Annotated in this window: 14 protein-coding genes; 10 read left to right on the forward strand and 4 right to left on the reverse strand. The window is 62.3% G+C overall.

Annotated features, from left to right (window positions below; genetic code table 11):
* Nucleotides 1–61: 61 nt before the first annotated feature.
* Complete coding sequence (locus tag HS101_06695; GenBank protein MBE7505961.1) at nucleotides 62–1,249, reverse strand: acyl-CoA dehydrogenase family protein; 1,188 nt, start codon at nucleotides 1,247–1,249, stop codon at nucleotides 62–64.
* 248 nt (nucleotides 1,250–1,497) lie between these two features.
* Between HS101_06695 and HS101_06700 the strand changes: the two genes are divergently transcribed.
* Nucleotides 1,498–2,943 carry an aspartate aminotransferase family protein gene (locus HS101_06700; GenBank protein MBE7505962.1) on the forward strand — a complete coding sequence of 482 codons (1,446 nt, stop codon included), beginning with the start codon at nucleotides 1,498–1,500 and terminating at the stop codon, nucleotides 2,941–2,943.
* Between the two features lie 1,261 nt (nucleotides 2,944–4,204).
* On the opposite strand, the gene HS101_06705 is transcribed toward HS101_06700, so the two are convergent.
* A complete protein-coding gene (locus HS101_06705) occupies nucleotides 4,205–4,744 on the reverse strand; it encodes a gamma carbonic anhydrase family protein (protein MBE7505963.1) in 540 nt (179 codons plus the stop codon).
* 932 nt (nucleotides 4,745–5,676) lie between these two features.
* Here HS101_06705 and HS101_06710 point away from each other — a divergent pair.
* From HS101_06710 to HS101_06725, 4 genes are all read left to right on the forward strand, one after another.
* Nucleotides 5,677–6,813, forward strand: a complete 1,137-nt coding sequence (locus HS101_06710; GenBank protein ID MBE7505964.1) for a hypothetical protein — start codon at nucleotides 5,677–5,679, stop codon at nucleotides 6,811–6,813.
* Nucleotides 6,814–7,935: 1,122 nt separating this feature from the next.
* On the forward strand, nucleotides 7,936–8,214 hold the full coding sequence (locus tag HS101_06715; GenBank protein ID MBE7505965.1) for a transposase: 279 nt from the start codon (nucleotides 7,936–7,938) through the stop codon (nucleotides 8,212–8,214).
* Entirely contained in the window at nucleotides 8,211–8,444 is a 234-nt protein-coding gene (locus HS101_06720) for a transposase (GenBank protein MBE7505966.1), read from the forward strand. Before HS101_06715 ends, HS101_06720 begins: the two co-directional genes overlap by 4 nt.
* Entirely contained in the window at nucleotides 8,441–8,596 is a 156-nt protein-coding gene (locus HS101_06725) for a transposase (GenBank protein MBE7505967.1), read from the forward strand. Before HS101_06720 ends, HS101_06725 begins: the two co-directional genes overlap by 4 nt.
* Nucleotides 8,597–8,699: 103 nt before the next feature.
* On the opposite strand, the gene HS101_06730 is transcribed toward HS101_06725, so the two are convergent.
* Nucleotides 8,700–9,245: a hypothetical protein gene (locus HS101_06730; protein MBE7505968.1), complete on the reverse strand. Its 546-nt coding sequence runs from the start codon at nucleotides 9,243–9,245 to the stop codon at nucleotides 8,700–8,702.
* Between the two features lie 48 nt (nucleotides 9,246–9,293).
* Here HS101_06730 and HS101_06735 point away from each other — a divergent pair, with 48 nt between their 5' ends.
* From HS101_06735 to HS101_06755, 5 genes are all read left to right on the forward strand, one after another.
* On the forward strand, nucleotides 9,294–10,199 hold the full coding sequence (locus HS101_06735) for a hypothetical protein (protein MBE7505969.1): 906 nt from the start codon (nucleotides 9,294–9,296) through the stop codon (nucleotides 10,197–10,199).
* Nucleotides 10,196–11,131, forward strand: coding sequence for a hypothetical protein (locus HS101_06740; protein MBE7505970.1), 936 nt, complete (start codon nucleotides 10,196–10,198; stop codon nucleotides 11,129–11,131). Before HS101_06735 ends, HS101_06740 begins: the two co-directional genes overlap by 4 nt.
* A 156-nt stretch (nucleotides 11,132–11,287) precedes the next feature.
* Nucleotides 11,288–11,557 (forward strand): 30S ribosomal protein S15, encoded by a 270-nt coding sequence (gene rpsO, locus HS101_06745; GenBank protein MBE7505971.1) that lies wholly within the window; start codon nucleotides 11,288–11,290, stop codon nucleotides 11,555–11,557.
* Nucleotides 11,558–11,823: 266 nt separating this feature from the next.
* Nucleotides 11,824–13,953, forward strand: coding sequence for a polyribonucleotide nucleotidyltransferase (pnp, locus tag HS101_06750; GenBank protein MBE7505972.1), 2,130 nt, complete (start codon nucleotides 11,824–11,826; stop codon nucleotides 13,951–13,953).
* Nucleotides 13,954–14,329: 376 nt separating this feature from the next.
* A complete protein-coding gene (locus HS101_06755; protein ID MBE7505973.1) occupies nucleotides 14,330–15,649 on the forward strand; it encodes an IS1380 family transposase in 1,320 nt (439 codons plus the stop codon).
* Nucleotides 15,650–15,787: 138 nt separating this feature from the next.
* Here HS101_06755 and HS101_06760 read toward each other — a convergent pair whose 3' ends face one another.
* A complete protein-coding gene (locus tag HS101_06760) occupies nucleotides 15,788–18,730 on the reverse strand; it encodes a hypothetical protein (protein MBE7505974.1) in 2,943 nt (980 codons plus the stop codon).
* Nucleotides 18,731–18,802: the final 72 nt, after the last annotated feature.

The following is an 18,802-nucleotide window of genomic DNA, read 5'->3' on the forward strand; positions in this document are numbered from 1 at the left end:
CGTTTGCCCGAATCGAAGCGCCGCCTCTCCGCCCTGCCTGCCGTTCGCCCCCGAGGCCAAACTAAAACGCCGCATGCCCCGTCAACTCCCGCCCGACAATCAACTCGTGAATCGTCTCCGTCCCCTCATAGGTGATGACGCTCTCCAGATTCAGCATGTGCCTGATCGGGCAGCACTCAATACTGATTCCGCCCGCCCCAAGGATGTCGCGCGCGTCTCGGGCAATGTCCAGCCCCATGCGCACGTTGTTCCACTTGGCCATGCTCACGTGGCTGTGGTGAAGCTGTCCCGCGTCCTTCAGGCGGCCCAGTTGCAGGGCGAGTAGCTGCCCCGTCGTGATCCGCCGGGCCATGTCCGCCAGCCGCCGCTGAATCGTTTGCGTGTGAGCGATCGGCCGGCCAAACACCACGCGAATCTTGGCAAACTCCAGCGCCTCCTTCATGCACGCCTGCGCCGCGCCGATCGCGCCCCACGCAATTCCGTACCGCGCCTGCGTCAGACATCCCAGCGGCCCCTTGAGCCCGAGCACGTTCGGCAACCGCTGGCTGTCCGGAATGCGCACGTTGTCGAAAAAGAGCTCACTCGTCACCGACGCCCGCAGGCTGAACTTCCGCAGAATATCCCGCGCCGAGAACCCGGGCGTCCCCTTATCGACGATGAAGCCCATGATCCCCTGCTCGGTGCTGGCCCAGACAATCGCCAGGTCGGCGACCGTGCCGTTGGTGATCCACATCTTCGCGCCGTTGAGTACCCAGTCGCCGCCCTTCTTCACCGCGTGTGTCTTCATCGTGCCGGGATCGCTTCCGCCGTCCGGCTCCGTCAACCCAAAACAGCCGATGAGCTCGCCCTTGGCCATGCGCGGCAGATACTTCTCTCGCTGCTCTTCCGTCCCGTACGTCAGGATCGGGTACATGCACAAACTGCCCTGCACGCTCACGAAGCTGCGCACCCCGCTGTCCCCGCGCTCCAGCTCCTGGCAGATCAGTCCGTAACAGACGTTGTTGAGCCCCGCGCAGTCGTAGCCGTCGATGTTGCAACCGAGCAGCCCCATCGCGGCGATCTCCGGCACCAGCTCCGCCGGAAAGCGATGATCCTCAAAGGCCTTGGGAATGATCGGCAACACGCGCTCATCCACAAATCGCGCGACCGCCTCCTGTATCGCGATCTCGTCCTCGGTCAGAAGCGATCGCGTATTGAAGTAGTCGTAAGCGTGCGGGGTTCCAACAGACTTGGGGGCAACGGCGGTCATCGTTCGCGGCTCCGTGGTAAGCAGTGTCAAAATATCTTCGAGCAGTTCCGCTCGCTGTGATGGAGCATTCTAGCACACACGGCCGCCCGGCCCTAGTCCGCGGCGTATCGCGCAATATGCCCCTCCGCCATTCGAATTCCGCGCCCCAAATTCGGTGGAACCTCTCTCCCCCCGCACGCTAAGATGCCGTCAGGCGTGCCTGATCCGCCGCGCCATTCATCAATGTGCCAATTGACTATGGAAACAGCATGACCACCCTCGACCAACGTAATCCCCGGCAAACCGACCACCCCACCCCGCACCCCGCCCTCACTCGGGCATTCAACCACGCCACGCGCTATCTCGACGGCCTGGACGACACACCCGTCGGCGCGCGGCTCACGCTCGAGCAGCTTCGCGCCCGACTCGGCGGCGCTGTCCCCGAGCGCGGCACGCCCCCCGACCGCGTCATCGACGACCTCGTCGCCGCCACCGACGGCGGCCACAACGGCTGCGCCGGCGGTCGATTTTTCGCATGGGTCATTGGCGGCGCACTGGAGTCCGCCCTCGCCGCCGACTGGCTCACATCGACCTGGGACCAGAACGCCGCCCTCTACGCGTGCAGCCCCTCCGCCGCCGTCGCCGAAGAAATCGCCGGCGACTGGCTCAAAGAGATGCTCCACCTTCCCGCCGAAGCATCCTTCGCCTTCACCACCGGCTGCCAGCTCGCCCACATCACCTGCCTCATCGCCGCGCGGCACGCCGTCCTTCAGCGCGCCGGCTGGAACGTGAACGACGCCGGCCTCTGCGGCGCGCCGCGCATCCGCGTCATCACCACCGCCGAGCGTCATCACTCCGTCGACCGCGCCGTCCGCATCCTGGGTCTCGGCAATCGCAATCTCATCGCTCTCCCCGCCGACGACCTCGGCCGCATGTACGTCGCAAAGTTCGAACAGACCCTCCGCGCCGAAGCATGCCCCACCATCGTCGTCCTCGACGCCGCCGACCTGAACATCGCCGCCTTCGACCCCTTCGACAAACTCATCCCCATCGCCCACGCCGCCGGCGTATGGGTCCACATCGACGGCGCCTTCGGCCTCATGGCCCGCGCCAGTCGCGCCAAGCGCGCGCTCATGCCCGGCATCGAGCTCGCCGACAGTTGGGCCACCGACTGTCACAAGTGGCTCAACGTCCCCTACGACTGCGGCTTCGCCGTCGTCCGCGACCGCGCCGCCCATCGCGACAGCCTCACCATCGCCGCCAGCTACATCGCCGCCGAAGGCAGGGCCCGCGACGAGATCGACTGGAATCTCGAATGGTCTCGCCGGGCCCGCGGCTTCACCGTCTACGCCGCCCTCCGCGAGCTCGGCCGCGATGGTTTCGAGCGCATCATCGACACCTGCTGCGCCCACGCATCAGCGATCGTCGAAGGCCTCGGCAATCTGCCCGGCGTCGAAGTGCTCTGGAAGCCCACGCTCAATCAGGGCCTCGTGCGCTTCCTCGACCCGCGCGCCGGCGCCACCGACGCCGACCACGACACCCGAACCGACGCCGTCATCGCCGCCATCAACGCCGGCGGCGAAGCCTTCTTCAGCGGCACCACCTGGCGCACCCAGCGCGCCATGCGCATCAGCGTCGTCAACTGGCGCACAACGGCCAAAGATGTCCACCGCGTCGTCGCGGCAGCAAAGGCGGCGATCGCTCAAGTCGCATAGAGAAGCCACGCGCGGCTGAGACGTTGGCACATCATCCAGCGCGACAACCGGGCCACGGCCAATGGTGAGGAACCCCAGCTTCCTTGTTGGCATGTCGAGAATCACGATCATGTTATCCAATTGGAATATCGCCTGATCGTTGGGAAGATTGACGGCGTTTCGGCAGAACCACGACACGAACGGAGCGTCCATCGCTATCGTGTAGTCTCTTTCATCCCCCCTTTTTACTGCGAGACCCTGCGCCGCCCAGAATCCGGGGAACGCTCTCCATTGCGAGGGGGCGGTGGGATCAAGCACCGTGTGGTCGGTCGCCCTTCCCCATAGACCGTGGTTTCCAAATGTGCCCGGTTCATCCGACATTTCGAAAAGCCTACGGGGAGCGGCGATCTTCCCGATTCCCTTTGAAAGCACTCGGACATCGCCCCGCTCTCCGGCAACGCACCACAGGTCGTATCGCTCGCTTTTCTCGTCCTTGTCCACGAACAGCCGCGCCTGGCTGTGCGACAGGTCCGCGCTTAGCGCGCGCTGCTTGCCCGTTCCATCTGTCCGGATACGCCAGACATCCCCGTCGTCCGGGTTGATGTAGTAGACCGTCGCAATCGGTGGCTTCACGAAGCGCAAATCCGACTGGAGCGACGCATCGTTGTATAACGACAGACTGCTCAGCGAATAGAAGTACGGCACGATCAGCGTGTACGACGCCACCTGAGCCATTGCCGATGCGCGGAGACCATGTCCCGGCCGAGTCCCCGCCCTCCTCATCGCCCATAAGCAAAAGGGCCACTCAAGGAATATGCTGCAAACAAACGACACGGCGGCCGCTACGTAGAGGGCACTCCAGCCCGCGTAGAGCGGGTCCTGTCGCATGCGGATGTCTTGAAACCAGTTGCTCAGGTACTCGACGCCCGCCACCCCTGCGAACATTGAGACGTAGTTGGCGACGATCATGATCGGGATTGCCCGGCCAATCCTCACTTTGAATAATCTGCCGATGATCAGTCCTTCGAGAATGCCGATACCCGCGTTGCCGAAGAGCATGAAGAGCCCGGAAGCCCACATCAGCGGCGTCCCCGCGTTGGCCAGTGTCGGTGACGCAGCAACCAGAACGATCGCAAATGCCAAGAGGATAAAAGACAGACGATGGGTAAGTGATTCTCGGCGCGGCATGGAACGGCCCTTCTAATGAGTGTCGATACTACTGTTTTGCCGCGTGTCCGATGTCTAGCTCAACGATAGCCGGACTATGTTCTCACGCTTCCCCTCACCCCGACCGCCCCGCGTGGTTCGGATAAACCCCCTTCGCGTGTAGCCGCCCCAGGTGGATGTAGCTTTCGCGTACTTCCTGGAAGTAGAGCCGCTCTGTCTCTGTCGTGTCGCGCACGACCTTCCCCGGCACCCCCATCACCACCTTACCGTCCGGCACCTTTGTGTTCGGCGGCACCAGCGCCCCGGCCGCGATGAGGCACCTTCGCCCGATCTCGCAGTCGTCGAGCACGATCGCCCCGATGCCGATGAGCGTCCCCGCGCCGACGCGCCGGCAGTGGACCACGGCGTGGTGCCCGATGGAGACGTCGTCCTCGATGTCGAGCTGCACCCCGCGATTGGTATGAATGACCGTGCCGTCCTGGATGTTGACGCGCCGCCCGATGCGAATGGCCGAGACATCCCCGCGAATGGTCACGTGGTGCATCACGGTACACTGATCGCCCAGCGTCACGTCCCCGCCGACGTAGGCCGTCGGCGCGATGTAGACATCCTTCCCCAGCACAACCCGATCCGGCAGATCAACAAAATCAAACATGCGGCGGATTGTAATGCCCGGCGAAAAAATGGGTCGACGCCGGACCCTCGCCTGTTGCGACCGCGAGCCTCCGTCGGCCGTCCTTTTCGCGTCGAGAGCGCTCGAATCCAAGGTGACATAAGGTGACACAAGCCTCGGCGAATCGCTCGCAACCCTTGCGGCGGTCATGTGTTGGGGCGCTTCGAGTTTTTGGTGGTTTTTGAGTGAAAAGGCGCTGACATTCAGGCCGCAGGCTGGATGGGGTTCGTGATGTGGATTCTGGCATCGCATAGGCCGCCCTCGTAGACTAATCCTTGCTCCCCGACCGCGCCGATGGTGAGGATTCGGCCTGGTCTCGTCCGCCCTCCGGGTGAGTACGCCGGTCGCACCCGACCTCGAAGGGTGTCAGGCCCATGACGCCGAGCGCGGCTTTCGATGGCTCGGCCTCCGAAGGGTCGGCTTCCGTCGATCGGTGTTTGCCGCCAGCTTGAGCTGGTTGGATCGGGCCACCACCTGCCCATTTCCACCTTCCTGTCTTTCAGCCGGCTTCAGCCGGGCTTGGGATTACCTGATCCGCCAATTCGCGAACGCACGCCGAGACAAGTCCGGCTAAAGCCCGGCTGAAGTGAGACAGGAAGAAAAAAAATGAATGTGGCCCGCCCAGCACCGGTTGAAACCGGCGGCAAACGCCGGCCGGCTGAAGACCGGCTGAGGTGAGGGGCGGGGCGTGCGAGAAGGGATTCGCGCTGGGCCTGTTCTTGCGCGGACGAGAATACGCAGGAGGGAAGAATGGGATGAGGAGCACGAGCCGGATGAGGAGCAGGATTAGGATTCGGAGCGCGAGCCTGCGGATTCCCCCGTTTTCTTGACCCATCCCCGCACGCCGATAGGATCATCTACGGAAAATCTCGCAGGCGATCCAAACAATCGCCCACCGTTCGGGAGAACCATCCTTGTCCGCATCCAGTTTCCAGTCCGCAGGCCTCAACCTCACGACCCCGCTCTCCGCAGCCTCCCTCGGCGCCTTTCAGAGCCCCACCGTCCGAAGCTGGCTCCGCGCCATGGCCTGCACCCTCGGCCTCATCGGCCTCGCCGCCCTCTTCTGGGGCGTCGACAAATACGGGCCCGGCGTCTTCGCCCTCGACTTCTCCAACATCCGGCACAGCGACTACCGCATGTTCAAGAACCCCACCACCACGCCGATGCGCATCTTCGGCATCCCCCACTTCTTCATCGGGTTCGCGTTTCTCTTGTCCAGCCGGCGCATGCGCGAGCCCAAGAACAAAGTGCAGCTCGCCGTCCTCACCGTCATCGGCATCGGCTTCTGCCTGCTCTTTCGCAAGGTGGGGGCGAATCTCAACATCTTCGCCGTCTTCATCTTCTACTTTTACTTTCTCATTCACGGCTTCCGCGACGACGCCCATTTCTACAAGACCTTCGGCGACATGCCCCGCGAAGCCGCCGCGACCCACGATCGCATCCTCATCGTTCTTCAGGCCCTGCAGATCGGCCTGCTGTTTTCGCTCTTCTGGCCGACCTACGCCCACGTCGCCTCAACCGACATCCGCCGGGCAGACCCGATCCTCTCGAACTTCTTCCCCGCCAGTTGGCCCTTCATCCTCAAGCTCGGCTCGATGTTCATCCCCATGGTCATCATCACCCTCATCGCCCTGCACCGCGTCGCCCGCAACGTGGACGGCGGCCTTGCGGGCCTCTGGCGACTTCACCGGCCGCTCTTCATGGTCTTTGTCTTGTCGCTCGGCGTCCTCGGCCTGGCCATGTTCGGAGGGCCCGGCGCGTTCGACATCTGGGTGCTCATGCACTTCGTGGCGTGGTACTTCTTCGCGCTCTTCATGCTCGATCGCCATCCGCCGAAGGAGCCGCCCAAGAGCACCTGGGCCTGGATGCGCACGACGCGCACCGGCTTCGTCACTTTGCACACCGGCCTCGTCATTCTCACGGCCCTCATCCTCTGCGTGTCGGTCTACGTCTTCGGCCAGAAGGCCGGCGCCCTCGACGTCATCGTCGGCAAGGAAGCCTTCTACTACTGGACGATCATGCACGTCACCTGGAGCTGGGTGCCGAGGTAACGGCATCTGTAGCCATTTTCCTGTCACTGGCCACCGAAGGAGGGGTGCCATGAATCCGCCGCCTGTTGTTCCTACAGTAAGGCCCCTTTCCACAAGTGCGGCCGCGAAGCTCGACGCCGCCGGAAACGTGGCCGTCGACGTCGCATGCCGGCGCTGCGGCTACAACCTGCGCACGCTGCCATCGGTGGGCAAGTGCCCGGAGTGCGGCACCGCCGTCGGCCGGTCGCTGCACGGTGACCTGCTTCAATTCAGCGATCCCGAGTGGGTGGAGAAGCTGGCCGGCGGGATGAACTGGATCGTGGCGTCGATCATCATCGGGTTCTTTTCGGGGATCATTGCGATCATCGTGGGAACGGTCCTTGGCGGATTCAACAACCCAAACATCGTCAATACTGCCGTGGCCGTCGCACAACTTGGGTTTGGCGCCATCGGTCTGATAGGCTACTGGAAAGTCACGACGCCGGACCCGGCCAAGCTTGAGCCGGAGAGCCCCGCTTCTCCGCGCACGATCGTTCGCATGGCCAAAGTGTTCAATTACGCGGCCGCGCCAATCGCCCAGACACTCATGATTCCGGCAACCCTGATTGCCCTTGCAATTTCGACCGTCTCAGGGATTGTCGGCATCGTCGCTATCTTTGCGATCTTCCTCTATGCAAGAGTCCTCGCATTGCGCATCCCCGACGACGTGCTGGCGCGGCAATGTCAAACGGAGATGTGGGGCCTTGCGATCATGTCGGTCGGGTCTGTTGGTACGACCGCGATCATGGCATATGTCGCAGGGGGAGGTGCGGGTCCGGCGGTCCTCGCGACTGGGGGCGGCACTGGTGCGCCCGCTACTTCCCCCGCAGCCGGCCAATCCGGCGCAGACTCCTCGGGTTCTCTCACTAAGTTGGGATACGTTTCTCAGCCAACTGCGCCGGTGGGCGGGGCGTCGGGAACCACCACGACGACGGCGACAGCCACAACCGCGACCTCTCCGCTTACGACAGGTCGATCCATTTTCGCTGCGGCGATTGGCTGTTTCATCGGGCTGGGTTCCCTGATCTTCGGCATCTGGTCCATCTTGCTGATCTTCCGGTTCCGAAAGGCCTTTGCCAAAGCGGCCCAGACCGCCCGAATGTCGTGGGCCGCGCCGCACGGCCCCGCCGTTGTCCCGGTGCCGCCAATGATGAATGGTGCGACGGCACGGCGTCAAGTACGTGCTGGCCTGCCCGCAACACCGTCCTGGAGAAAGCGGCCGAGTCCTTCATGCAGGCGGCCGAGGCCCAGTTCGCCACCACGCAGCAGAAGGTGCGGAACTTCCACGAGATCGAGTACGCGGCGCAGACCTGGGATCGCCCGCGCCGCGTGATCGTCAAGGCCGAGCGGCTGGTTCAGGGCCCAACGTTCGATTCGTGGTGACCAACCTGACCGACCGCACGCCGAACGATATCTACGACGGTCTGTACACGGCCCGCGGCGACATGGAGAACCGCATCAAGGAGCAGCAGCTCGGGCTCTTCGCCGATCGCACCAGTTGCCACGCCTTCCTGGCCAATCAGTTCCGGCTGCTGTTGTCCTCGGCGGCCTACGTCCTGGTGGAAACGCGCGCACGGCCCTGGCTGGCACCGAACTGGCCGAGGCCCAGGTGAACACCATTCGCCTGAAACTCTTCAAGGTCGCCGCGCGGGTGGTCGTCTCCGTGCGCCGCGTCGTACTGCGACTGTCGAGCAGCTGCCCCCTGCAGGACCTGTGGCGATCCCTGGTTCCACGACTCCGCCTGATCCCGCCCGCCCCATCATGACCCGAAAACAACCTGATCACCGCTTGGGGGTAAGGGGGCCCTGCGCGCTCCAACCTCCACCTTCATCCCTCCGCTCACGCACAAAGCCGAAAAACTCCGTCCATCACCATTCGAAGATCACTGATGAAATATGCGGGCTAGTCACTTCAGCTATTGTCGGGGTTGGTTCGTGGCTGATAACCGTTCCCGATCCAGGCTCTGGGGGGTTGGATGCACGCGACCGAACGAGAAGGCGAGCACGATTCTTTCTCGTCATCGGGTTTGCGTTAATGACATCCAGCCAATTCCTTGGCGGCCTTGCCACTGGTTTGTGGCATGCATTGGAAATCTTTGCGCACCTAAATCTCATTGCCGGTGTGATCGCATTGCTGTCATGTGTTAAAGAATTACTGTTGAGGATTCCGGACAGAGTTCTTGCCAGGTCCCTGAGCAGATTCACTTGGTTCTTTGTCGCATCGTTAATTCTCAACACCACGATGGGATTGGCCAGAATCGTCGTAGCCGGAAATACATCTCCGGCAGCAAACATAGTTCCATTGGCGGTGTGTTTCTCAGGCTTCGCCTCCATCGTCGCCATGATCTGGGCAATTCGAGTCTCATTCAGGCTCAGGTTGGCATTCAACGAAGCTGCATTGCTTACCCAGGCCACAAGCGATGCTCATAAGTCGCCGCAACTCGACACCAAAGGTGGGGCACCATGAATCCGCCGCCTGTTGTTCCTGCAGCAAGGCCGCTATCCACAGGCGCGGCCCCGAAGCTCGATCAGGCCGGTCTGATCGCCGAGGACCTGCCCTGCCGCCACTGCGGCTACAACCTGCGCACGCTGTCGATGGAGGTCCAGTGCCCGGAGTGCGGCACCAGCGTCGGTCGGTCGGTTCACGGTGATTATCTTCGCTACGCCGATCCGGCCTGGGTGCGGGTACTCGCGACAGGGGCGACGCTGGTATTGGTTGCCATCATTCTTCAAGTACTGGTAACGGGCGTCACCTTTGGGCTACTCTTCACATACGCTAGGTATGCAAAATGGACCGGGGTGTTGTACATCGCCATTACCTTCATGGGAGGTATTGGATTCTGGTTGATGACTTATGCTGACAGTGCCTCAACGGAGAATTTGGCCCGCAACAATCGAAGGAAGATAGCGAGGATTTTGCTTGTAGTATGGCTTTGCCTGGCCGTATCCGGCCCGTTATGGCGCGGTTCTATCGCCATAGTGCATTATTCGGTTGACATTCTCATTCTCGCCATCTCCATCGGCTTTGTTGTCGCGATGCTGTCCTGCCTTAACGCTCTATTGCTAAGGATTCCAGACGAGTTGTTGGCAAAGTCCTGCCGCCGATTCGCCGTGTTTCTGATCGTTACGATGATTCTTAGCGAGCTTGTGGATTCCATCGGGATTTTTGGAGCGGGCAGTACATTTCTTGCAGCAAATCGCATGATCATATTGTATTCGGCCGCGCTCCTAACCATTTTCAGAATGGCCTGGGCAATTCAAATCTCGGTCAGATTGCGGGCAGCATTCAGGAAGGCCGCCCAACTTGCCCGGGACACATGCCAATCGTATGCGCCGCGGTCGTCACCTACCCAAGGAGGAATCCCATGAATCCGCCGCCTGTTGTTCCTACTCAAAGGCCCCTATCCACAAGTGCGGCCGCGAAGCTCGACGCCGCCGGGAACGTGGCCGTCGACGTCGCATGCCGGCGCTGCGGCTACAACCTGCGCACGTTGCCCTCGGTGGGCAAGTGCCCGGAGTGCGGCACCGCCGTCGGCCGGTCGCTGCACGGCGACCTGCTTCAATACAGCGATCCCGAGTGGGTGGAAAAGCTCGCGAGCGGGATGAACTGGATCATCGCCTCCGTCATCATCGCCATCTTCACAGGCATGATCATCGAGGCGGTGACGATGATGATCGGCGGGACCGGAGGCGCGAAGTTCAACACGATCGCCATTCCCCTGATGCAGCTCTGCCTGGGGGCCGTCGGTCTCGTCGGCTACTGGATGTTCACGACACCCGACCCGGGCAACATCGAGCCGGAAAAGCCGACCTCGGTGCGAAAAATCGTTCGCGGCACGGCGGTGTTCAATTACCTCGCCTCGCCGATCGCTCAGTCACTGGTCGTCACGGTTCCCCTTATCGCCGCCGGAATCAGCGTCGTGTCCGCGCTGGTGGGCATCGTCGGAATGTTCGCCATCTTCCTGTATGCCATTTCACTGGCGAACCGAATCCCGGATGTCCTGCTGGCCCGCAGTTGCCGCACGGTCATGTGGGGAATCGTGGTCGTCATGGTAGGCGGCATCGTGATGGCGGTGCTCTCGTCTATTGCACCGGGCGGCCCGGCGCCAGCCGGCCTGCTCGCCTTCGCCGGTTGCTTCGTCGGCGTCGGTTCCCTGGTATTCGGCATCTGGGCCATCATCCTGGTCATTCGCTTCCGAAAGGCCATGGTCAAGGCCGCCCAGACTGCCCGGGTAACCTGGGCCACGCCGCAAGGCCCCGCCGTTGTCCCAGTGCCTGCGCCGCCCCGCCCATTAACTTAATGTTGCCCAATGGGTTAAGACCCACTTGCGGGACGGGAAAAGTTGGCTTAGGCTAGTAGGATTAAGGTGATCCCAGAACTTCGCGGCAGCCGCCAAGGCCCCGCGGCTTCTACATGGTAAGAGTAGAAGCGAGACCGACACCCGCAGGAAACCCACATGGCGCTTACGGCAGAGAGCAAGACGGAACTGGTAGGAAAGTATCGGCGTCACGACAAGGACACGGGCTCGCCCGAAGTCCAGATCGCCCTTCTGACGGAGCGCATCGGCCAGTTGTCGGACCACCTTAAGACGCACAAGAAGGACCACTCGTCGCGCCGCGGCCTGCTCAAGATGGTCGGCGCTCGCTCAAGCCTTCTGAAGTTTTTGACGAACACGGACCGCGAGAAGTACCAGAAGACCATTGACAGCCTCGGTCTGCGAAAGTAGTCGGCGCCGGCCATCGGGGTCGGCAATCAGCACCTCCGCCATTCCCGCTCAAAGGCAATCGTGCATGTATGGGCCGTTGCGCTGAGTGTGCGCCTCAAATTGCAGGCGAATCGCCGATCAGACTTCTTGCTCTCCGGGCAGCGGAGAAATCAGGAAAACAGGCCCGCAGGCCGACAACAGCCGGCGGGCAGACAGACGTTCAATAATCGTAGTGACGCAAAGTCGTGTGTTGGAATTAATGTCGTGCAGAAAAAGTAGGTTGGATGATGAAGACGTACAGTGTTGAAGCGGAAATCGGCGGACGAAATTTGAAATTCGAAACGGGCAAGCTGGCCAAGCAGGCGGCGGGCTCTGTTTTGGTCACCTATGGCGAGACGATCGTGCTGTGCACCGTTGTCTCCGGCCCACCGCGGGAGGGCGTCGATTTCTTCCCGCTCACCGTGGACTATCGCGAAAAGATGTACGCCGCCGGCAAGTTTCCGGGCGGCTTCTTCAAGCGCGAAGCCCGTCCGACGCAGAAGGAAATCCTGACCATGCGGCTGACTGATCGACCAATGCGGCCGCTGTTTCCCGATGGTTTCATCGACGAGGTGCAGATCCAGTGCATGGTGCTCTCTTCGGATCAGGAAAACGACGCCGACGTCCTGGCCATGTGCGGGGCTTCGGCGGCGGTCGTCGTCAGCCCGCTGCCTTTTGAAGGCCCCACCGCCGGCGTTCGCGTCGGCCGGGTGAATGGGCAGTTCGTGCTGAACCCGACCGTCGAGCAGCGGGCCAACAGCGACCTCGAAGTCATCCTGGCCGGCCACGTCGATGCGGTAAACATGATCGAAGTCGCGGCCTTCGAGCTGCCTGAGGCGATCATCGCCGAGGCGATTGCCTTCGGCTTCGATGCGGTGAAGAAGATTTGCGGGATGATCAAGAATCTGGGCGAGCAGGTCAACGTCGCCAAGACCTGGACGCCGCCGGAGCGCGACAAGACGATGCCCCGCCGCGTGGAGGAGCTTTGCACCAAGCTCGATCTGAAGGGCGCCAAGAAGACGAACGGCAAGCAGGAGCGCTACGCCGCCGTCGATGCGGTGTATGACAAGATCATCACCGAGCTTTGCCCGGAGGGCGCGACCGACCTTAAGTACACCAAGAATGACGTGAAGGCGGAGATTCAGAAGGTCGAAGAGCGCCTCTATCACAAGATGGTTCTCGACGACGGCATTCGGCCCGACGGCCGCGGCCCAGAGGATATCCGGCAGATTATCAGCGAAGTGGGCATCCTGCCGCGCACCCACGGCTCGGCCCTTTTTACCCGCGGCGAGACCCAGGCACTGGTCGTCACCACGCTCGGCACCTCGCGCGACGAGCAGACCGTTGATGATCTTCTCGAAGAGTACAGCAAGAAGTTCATGCTGCACTACAACTTCCCCCCGTTCTGCACCGGCGAAGTGAAGCGCCTCGGCGCCGTCAGTCGCCGCGAGATCGGCCACGGCAATCTCGCCGAGCGGTCGCTGCAGGCCGTTTTGCCCAGCCCGGAAAAGTTCCCCTACACGATTCGACTGGTCAGCGACATCATGGAGTCGAACGGCTCCTCGTCGATGGCCTCGGTTTGCGGCGGCACGCTGGCGCTCATGGACGCCGGCGTTCCGATCAAGCATCCCGTCGCCGGCATCAGCGTCGGCATGGTTCATGACGGCGATCGCTACAAACTCCTGGTCGACATCCTCGGCGAGGAAGACCACTTCGGCGACATGGACTTCAAGGTCTCCGGCACGCAGGTCGGCATCACCGCCGTCCAGCTCGACTTGAAGGCCCGCAGCATCAGCCAGAAGCAGATCGTCGAGACGCTCGAACTGGCCCGCTCGGCCCGAATGAAGATCCTCAAGGACATGCTCTCGGCCATTCGCCAGCCGCGCGCCGAGATCAGCGTCTACGCCCCGCGCCTGCTGACCATCAAGGTGGCCCAGGACAAGATCGGCAAGATCATCGGCCCGGGCGGCAAGGGCATCAAGGCAATCGAAGCCACGACGGGCGCCAAGCTCGACATTCAGGACGACGGCACGGTCTATATCTCCAGCGTCAACGCCGCCGGAGCCCAGAGCGCCTACGAAATGGTCGAGCAGATCGCCGAAGGCGTCCGCGTGGGCAAGATTTACACCGGCCGCATCACGTCCATCAAGGAATTCGGCGCGTTCGTGGAAGTGACTCCGGGCCAGGACGGCCTTTGCCACATCAGCGAACTGTCCGTCGACTACGTGCAGCGCGTGACCGATGTGTGCCACGTCGGCGACATCGTCAAGGTCAAGGTCATCCTCGTTGACGACACCGGCCGCATCAAGCTTTCTCGGAAGCAGGTCATGCTCGAGGAGCGTCAGGGCGCCGGACAAGAGGTCGCCCCGACGAACTGATTGCCGATTCAACAAACGCAAGACTGAGACGCTTCAGTTCGTCGCGACAATCTGATTCAATGAGAAAGCCCGAACGGTACACCCGTTCGGGCTTTTCTTATGGCTACCCGAATTCCGCCATCTGAGCTTTGGCGGATCCGTGCAGCATCACTGATCGACGACGCGCCACTTTGTGCTGCGCCTGCGCGTCGTCGCGGCTCGCCTATATCACTTCCATCGTACCCTGGGCGGTAATGTCCCTACCCCGAATATTTCATCAGGTCGGCGTTGAATAGGAATAGAAAAAGCCTCGAAGCCTTGTAGACTGGGGTTTCGTAAGAACATTCCGGTCCATAGGCAGGGAGGCTTTTTCGTGACAGACTGTAACAGCAAACCGATGTTCTTTTCCAGTCTCGGCCGCAAGAAAATCGTGGCCGATTTCACAGGCGGAACGCTCACCTCAGACGCCGGGGGTCTGCTGCTTCGGGAGGTCGAGCGGCGTCTGGGCCTGGTCGATCAACTGGCCGGGGTCATCAACGACCCGCGTGATCCGGCCCGAATTCAACATGACCAGCGGGTCATGCTGGCCCAGCGCATCTTTGCCATTGCGATGGGCTACGAAGATCTCAACGACCATCAAGCCCTGCGGAGCGATCCCGTGCTGGCGGTCCTGACCGGGCGGCCGCCGAGCGCGGATGAGCCGCTGGCCAGCAGTCCGACCTTGTGCCGGCTGGAGAACCGCGTCACGCGCGGCGACCTGGCACGAATGTCGCGTGTGCTGGTGGAGCAGTTCATCGCGTCCTATGAATCGCCGCCGGAGGAATTGATCCTCGACTTCGACGCGACCGACGATCCGATCCACGGCAACCAGGAAGGCCGCTTCTTCCACGGCTATTACGACCACCACTGCTTCCTACCGCTGTATGTGTTCTGCGGCTCGCGGCTGCTGGTCTCCTACCTGCGGCCCAGCAACATCGACGGGGCCCATCACGCCTGGCCCATCCTGAAGCTGCTGGTGCAGCGCTTGCGACAGGCGTGGCCCGGGGTGCGGATCATCGTCCGCGGGGATTCCGGCTTCTGCCGCCGGCGAATGATGAAATGGTGCGACCGGCACGGCGTCAAGTACGTGCTGGGCCTGGCCCGCAACACCGTCCTGGAGAAAGCGGCCGAGTCCTTCATGCAGGCGGCCGAGGCCCAGTTCGCCACCACGCAGCAGAAGGTGCGGAACTTCCACGAGATCGAGTACGCGGCGCAGACCTGGGATCGCCCGCGCCGCGTGATCGTCAAGGCCGAGCGGCTGGTTCAGGGGCCCAACGTTCGATTCGTGGTGACCAACCTGACCGACCGCACGCCGAACGATATCTACGACGGTCTGTACACGGCCCGCGGCGACATGGAGAACCGCATCAAGGAGCAGCAGCTCGGGCTCTTCGCCGATCGCACCAGTTGCCACGCCTTCCTGGCCAATCAGTTCCGGCTGCTGTTGTCCTCGGCGGCCTACGTCCTGGTGGAAACGCTGCGCCGCACGGCCCTGGCCGGCACCGAACTGGCCGAGGCCCAGGTGAACACCATTCGCCTGAAACTCCTCAAGGTCGCCGCGCGGGTGGTCGTCTCCGTGCGCCGCGTCGTACTGCGACTGTCGAGCAGCTGCCCCCTGCAGGACCTGTGGCGATCCCTGGTTCCACGACTCCGCCTGATCCCGCCCGCCCCATCATGACCCGAAAAACAACCTGATCACCGCTTGGGGGTAAGGGGGCCCTGCGCGCTCCAACCTCCACCTTCGTCCCTCCGCTCACGCACAAAGCCGAAAAACTCCGTCCATCACCATTCGAAGATCACTGATGAAATATGCGGGCTACGGCACGATGCACTGACAGCAAATCGTCTGGGTCCCGTTTCCGTGGTCCGTAACAGTTCGCGAGCAGAGCGCGTCGATGCCGCATCCACCCACGCAAATCGGCACCGACGGCGCCGGGCTCAGTTCAATATGGCACTGATTCGGACTCTTACAGTCGCACGAGACGACCTGAATCACCTGTTGTGTCGACGCCTCCACGAGCACGCATGTTGGAAGACATTCCTGCCCTGAGATCGGACACTGCGTCGGATTGCACTGACCCGTCGCTGGATTCACGCCGCATTGCGCCGGCGGCTGACAGGCGTCGTCGATGCCGTTGCCGTCGAGATCACCCATGCAGAATGTGCCGGGACCCTGCGGCATGCCGCCAAGCAGATTGACGCAGCAGACAGGGTCAGCGTCCTGGCAGTACGGCCCGAGGACGGGGTCCTGTACGCAGCACGCCTGAATCGAACCCTCGCAAAGCGTTCCGCCGGTCAGTACCGTGCCGCCCTCGGCCTCGCAGCAGCGAGGGTCAAGCTGCTGACACGATCCATCGGGCAGACAACACGGCAACTCCGCCTGACACGGTCCAAGCTGACCGGGCGTGCCATCGGGACACGTCGAGACACCCGCCGGAAGGTTGATGCACCCGTTCGGTCCGTCGCAACACGAGTAACGGCGGTCGTCGCAGCAGAGACCGTCCTCGGCCGTGATGTAACCGGCAATGTTGAAGCCGGTGACAACGCCGCCGCCGTTGGTCACGCGAATCTCAAGACAGTTCTCGCATGCCCTGAAGAGCGACTGATTCGTGACGATGACATGCGTGGGCTGCGGCGTGTTGAAGGCCCAGCCGTTCGGCGTCGCGCCGACCTGCACGCCGTTGAGCCACACTTCCGCGTAATCGTCTGCCCGCAGATCGAGAACCATCGTCGCGTTCTTGAATCGCGGATCGAGGCAGAAGCAGTAGTCGTAGTGGTAAACGCCGTTGGGGCCATACTGCGCGGCACTGATCCATTGCGTGCCGGGAATCGTCAGCCACGCCGGATGCGGCGTAATGACGGTGGCCGGTCGCGGCGTGATTCCACCGCTTGGATCCACCGTGACTCGCCACGTGTCATCGTCGAGCCCGATGGGAATCAATCCGCTTCCGTTGTCGTACACGCCGGAGGCCACGTTCTTGCTCAAATCGAGCGGCTCGCAGCAGCACTTTCCGTCGTCGGCCGTGACGGTGCCGGCCATGTTGAAGCCGGTCGGCGCGCCGCCGATGTTTTCAATGATGACGGTGACGCAGTTTTCTCCCGGCTGGAAGAAAGCGGGGTTATTGGTGCTGAGGGTGGCCGGTGTCGCGGAGCTGAATGCCCCGGTGTTGCCGATGAAGTTGCCATTGAGGAATACCTGACCGTTGTCGTCGCCCCGGCACTGAAGTGTGAGCAGCGGATTGCTGAATCGGTCATCGAGGCAGAAGCAGAACCGGTAGCCGTAGGTTCCGTTCGGGCCGAAGTAGTTCGCCGAAATCCACTGCGTGCCCGGAATGGTGACCCACGCGGTATGAGGTGTCACGACCGTCGCCGGGCGAGGCGTGGCGCCGCCGCTCGCGTCCTGCGTGACGATCCACTCGTCGTCGTCATTGCCGACGGGAATCAGCGATCCGTCCGCCGCAACGCCGGTGGCGAGATTGATCATCGCGTCTTCCGCCGGACAGCAAGGGGTATCTTCGCAGTCCGCCTTGCTGAGGACCAGATCGACGAATACGGCGATATCGTTGGCATCGTAGATGCCGTTGCCGTTCACATCGACGCATGCGCAGTTGTCCGCGGGAATCGGGATGCCCAGGAAGCATCGCACGAATCCGGCGATGTCGAGGCCGTTCAGAATGCCGTCGCCGTTGACGTCGCCGGGGCACTCACAGGACTGCTGAATGCAGTCGCAGCACACGTCGAACGAGCCGTCGGCATTCTGAATGACATTGCGAACACAGGTGAATCCCGGCGGGCAGGTACCTTCGCAGAAAGGCGTCACACCCGGGAAGAACTCGACATGACACTCCTCGGCGCCGCGGCAATCGCACTCTCTGACGGTGAAGCCGCCATTGGCCTCCATGCGAACGCAGCGCGGTTTGCAGTTTTCTCCCGCGACCGGACACGCGAACGGCTTGCAATCCTGGCCGTCCGTCGTCGGCTCGCAGAACGGCGGATCGTCCACGCATTCGCAGCAATACTGCGTTCCCTCGGGCGTGGCAAAAACGCGCTGAATACAAACCTGGCCCGGCGGGCACCCGCCGATGCACTCGGGCACCGTGGCGCCCGCGAACAATTCCGCGTGGCACTCATTCGGGCTGCCGCACTCGCAGTCCGTCACGCGCGGCACGCCGTCGAAGCCGATGAGAATGCACCTCGGCTGACACTCCTGGCCCGCGATCGGACAGACGGTCGGCGCACAGGCGGAGCCGTCCGTGAGGGGTACACAAGCGGGCGGTGGCGAGTGGCAACCGCACTCAAAGCGAGTCCCCGGTGGATACTGGGTAAAAATCACGGATGCGCTGCCGCTGGGCATGCCGTTGATAAACACCTGGCACTCGTTGCCCGGCGGTGGAACGGGACAGGCGCCGATACATCGAACGATGTCACCCTGCACCTGAATGTTGCCGCAGGTCCCCTGATCGACACAGCCGCAGGCCTCAACCTCTACCAGGTTCGGAAGGGCCGGATTAAAGATGACCGATTTCACACGGCATAATCCGGAGGAGCTGCCACCCAGACAGTCGCTCGGCGGCTGGTTCTGGCACGGCGGGTCAGCGATCGGGCAAATCGCTCCTCCTCCCAGTTCGGAGTTGCCGCCCGTCGAAACCGACGCCTGCACAGTACCTGCCGGTGTGCTTTCGGCCGCGAATGAACGTCCTGCGAGCAGGATCATGGTGATGGATGCGACGAATAGAATCCGATTCCTTTTCAGTTGCATGAGGTTCTCCTGCCCGATTGAACTCGGGAAACCGCTTGCCTCTCCGGATGAGTTGACGTACTGACACTCTGG

This window comes from Planctomycetia bacterium, assembly GCA_015075745.1.
Classification (GTDB): Bacteria; Planctomycetota; Phycisphaerae; order UBA1845; family UTPLA1; genus UTPLA1.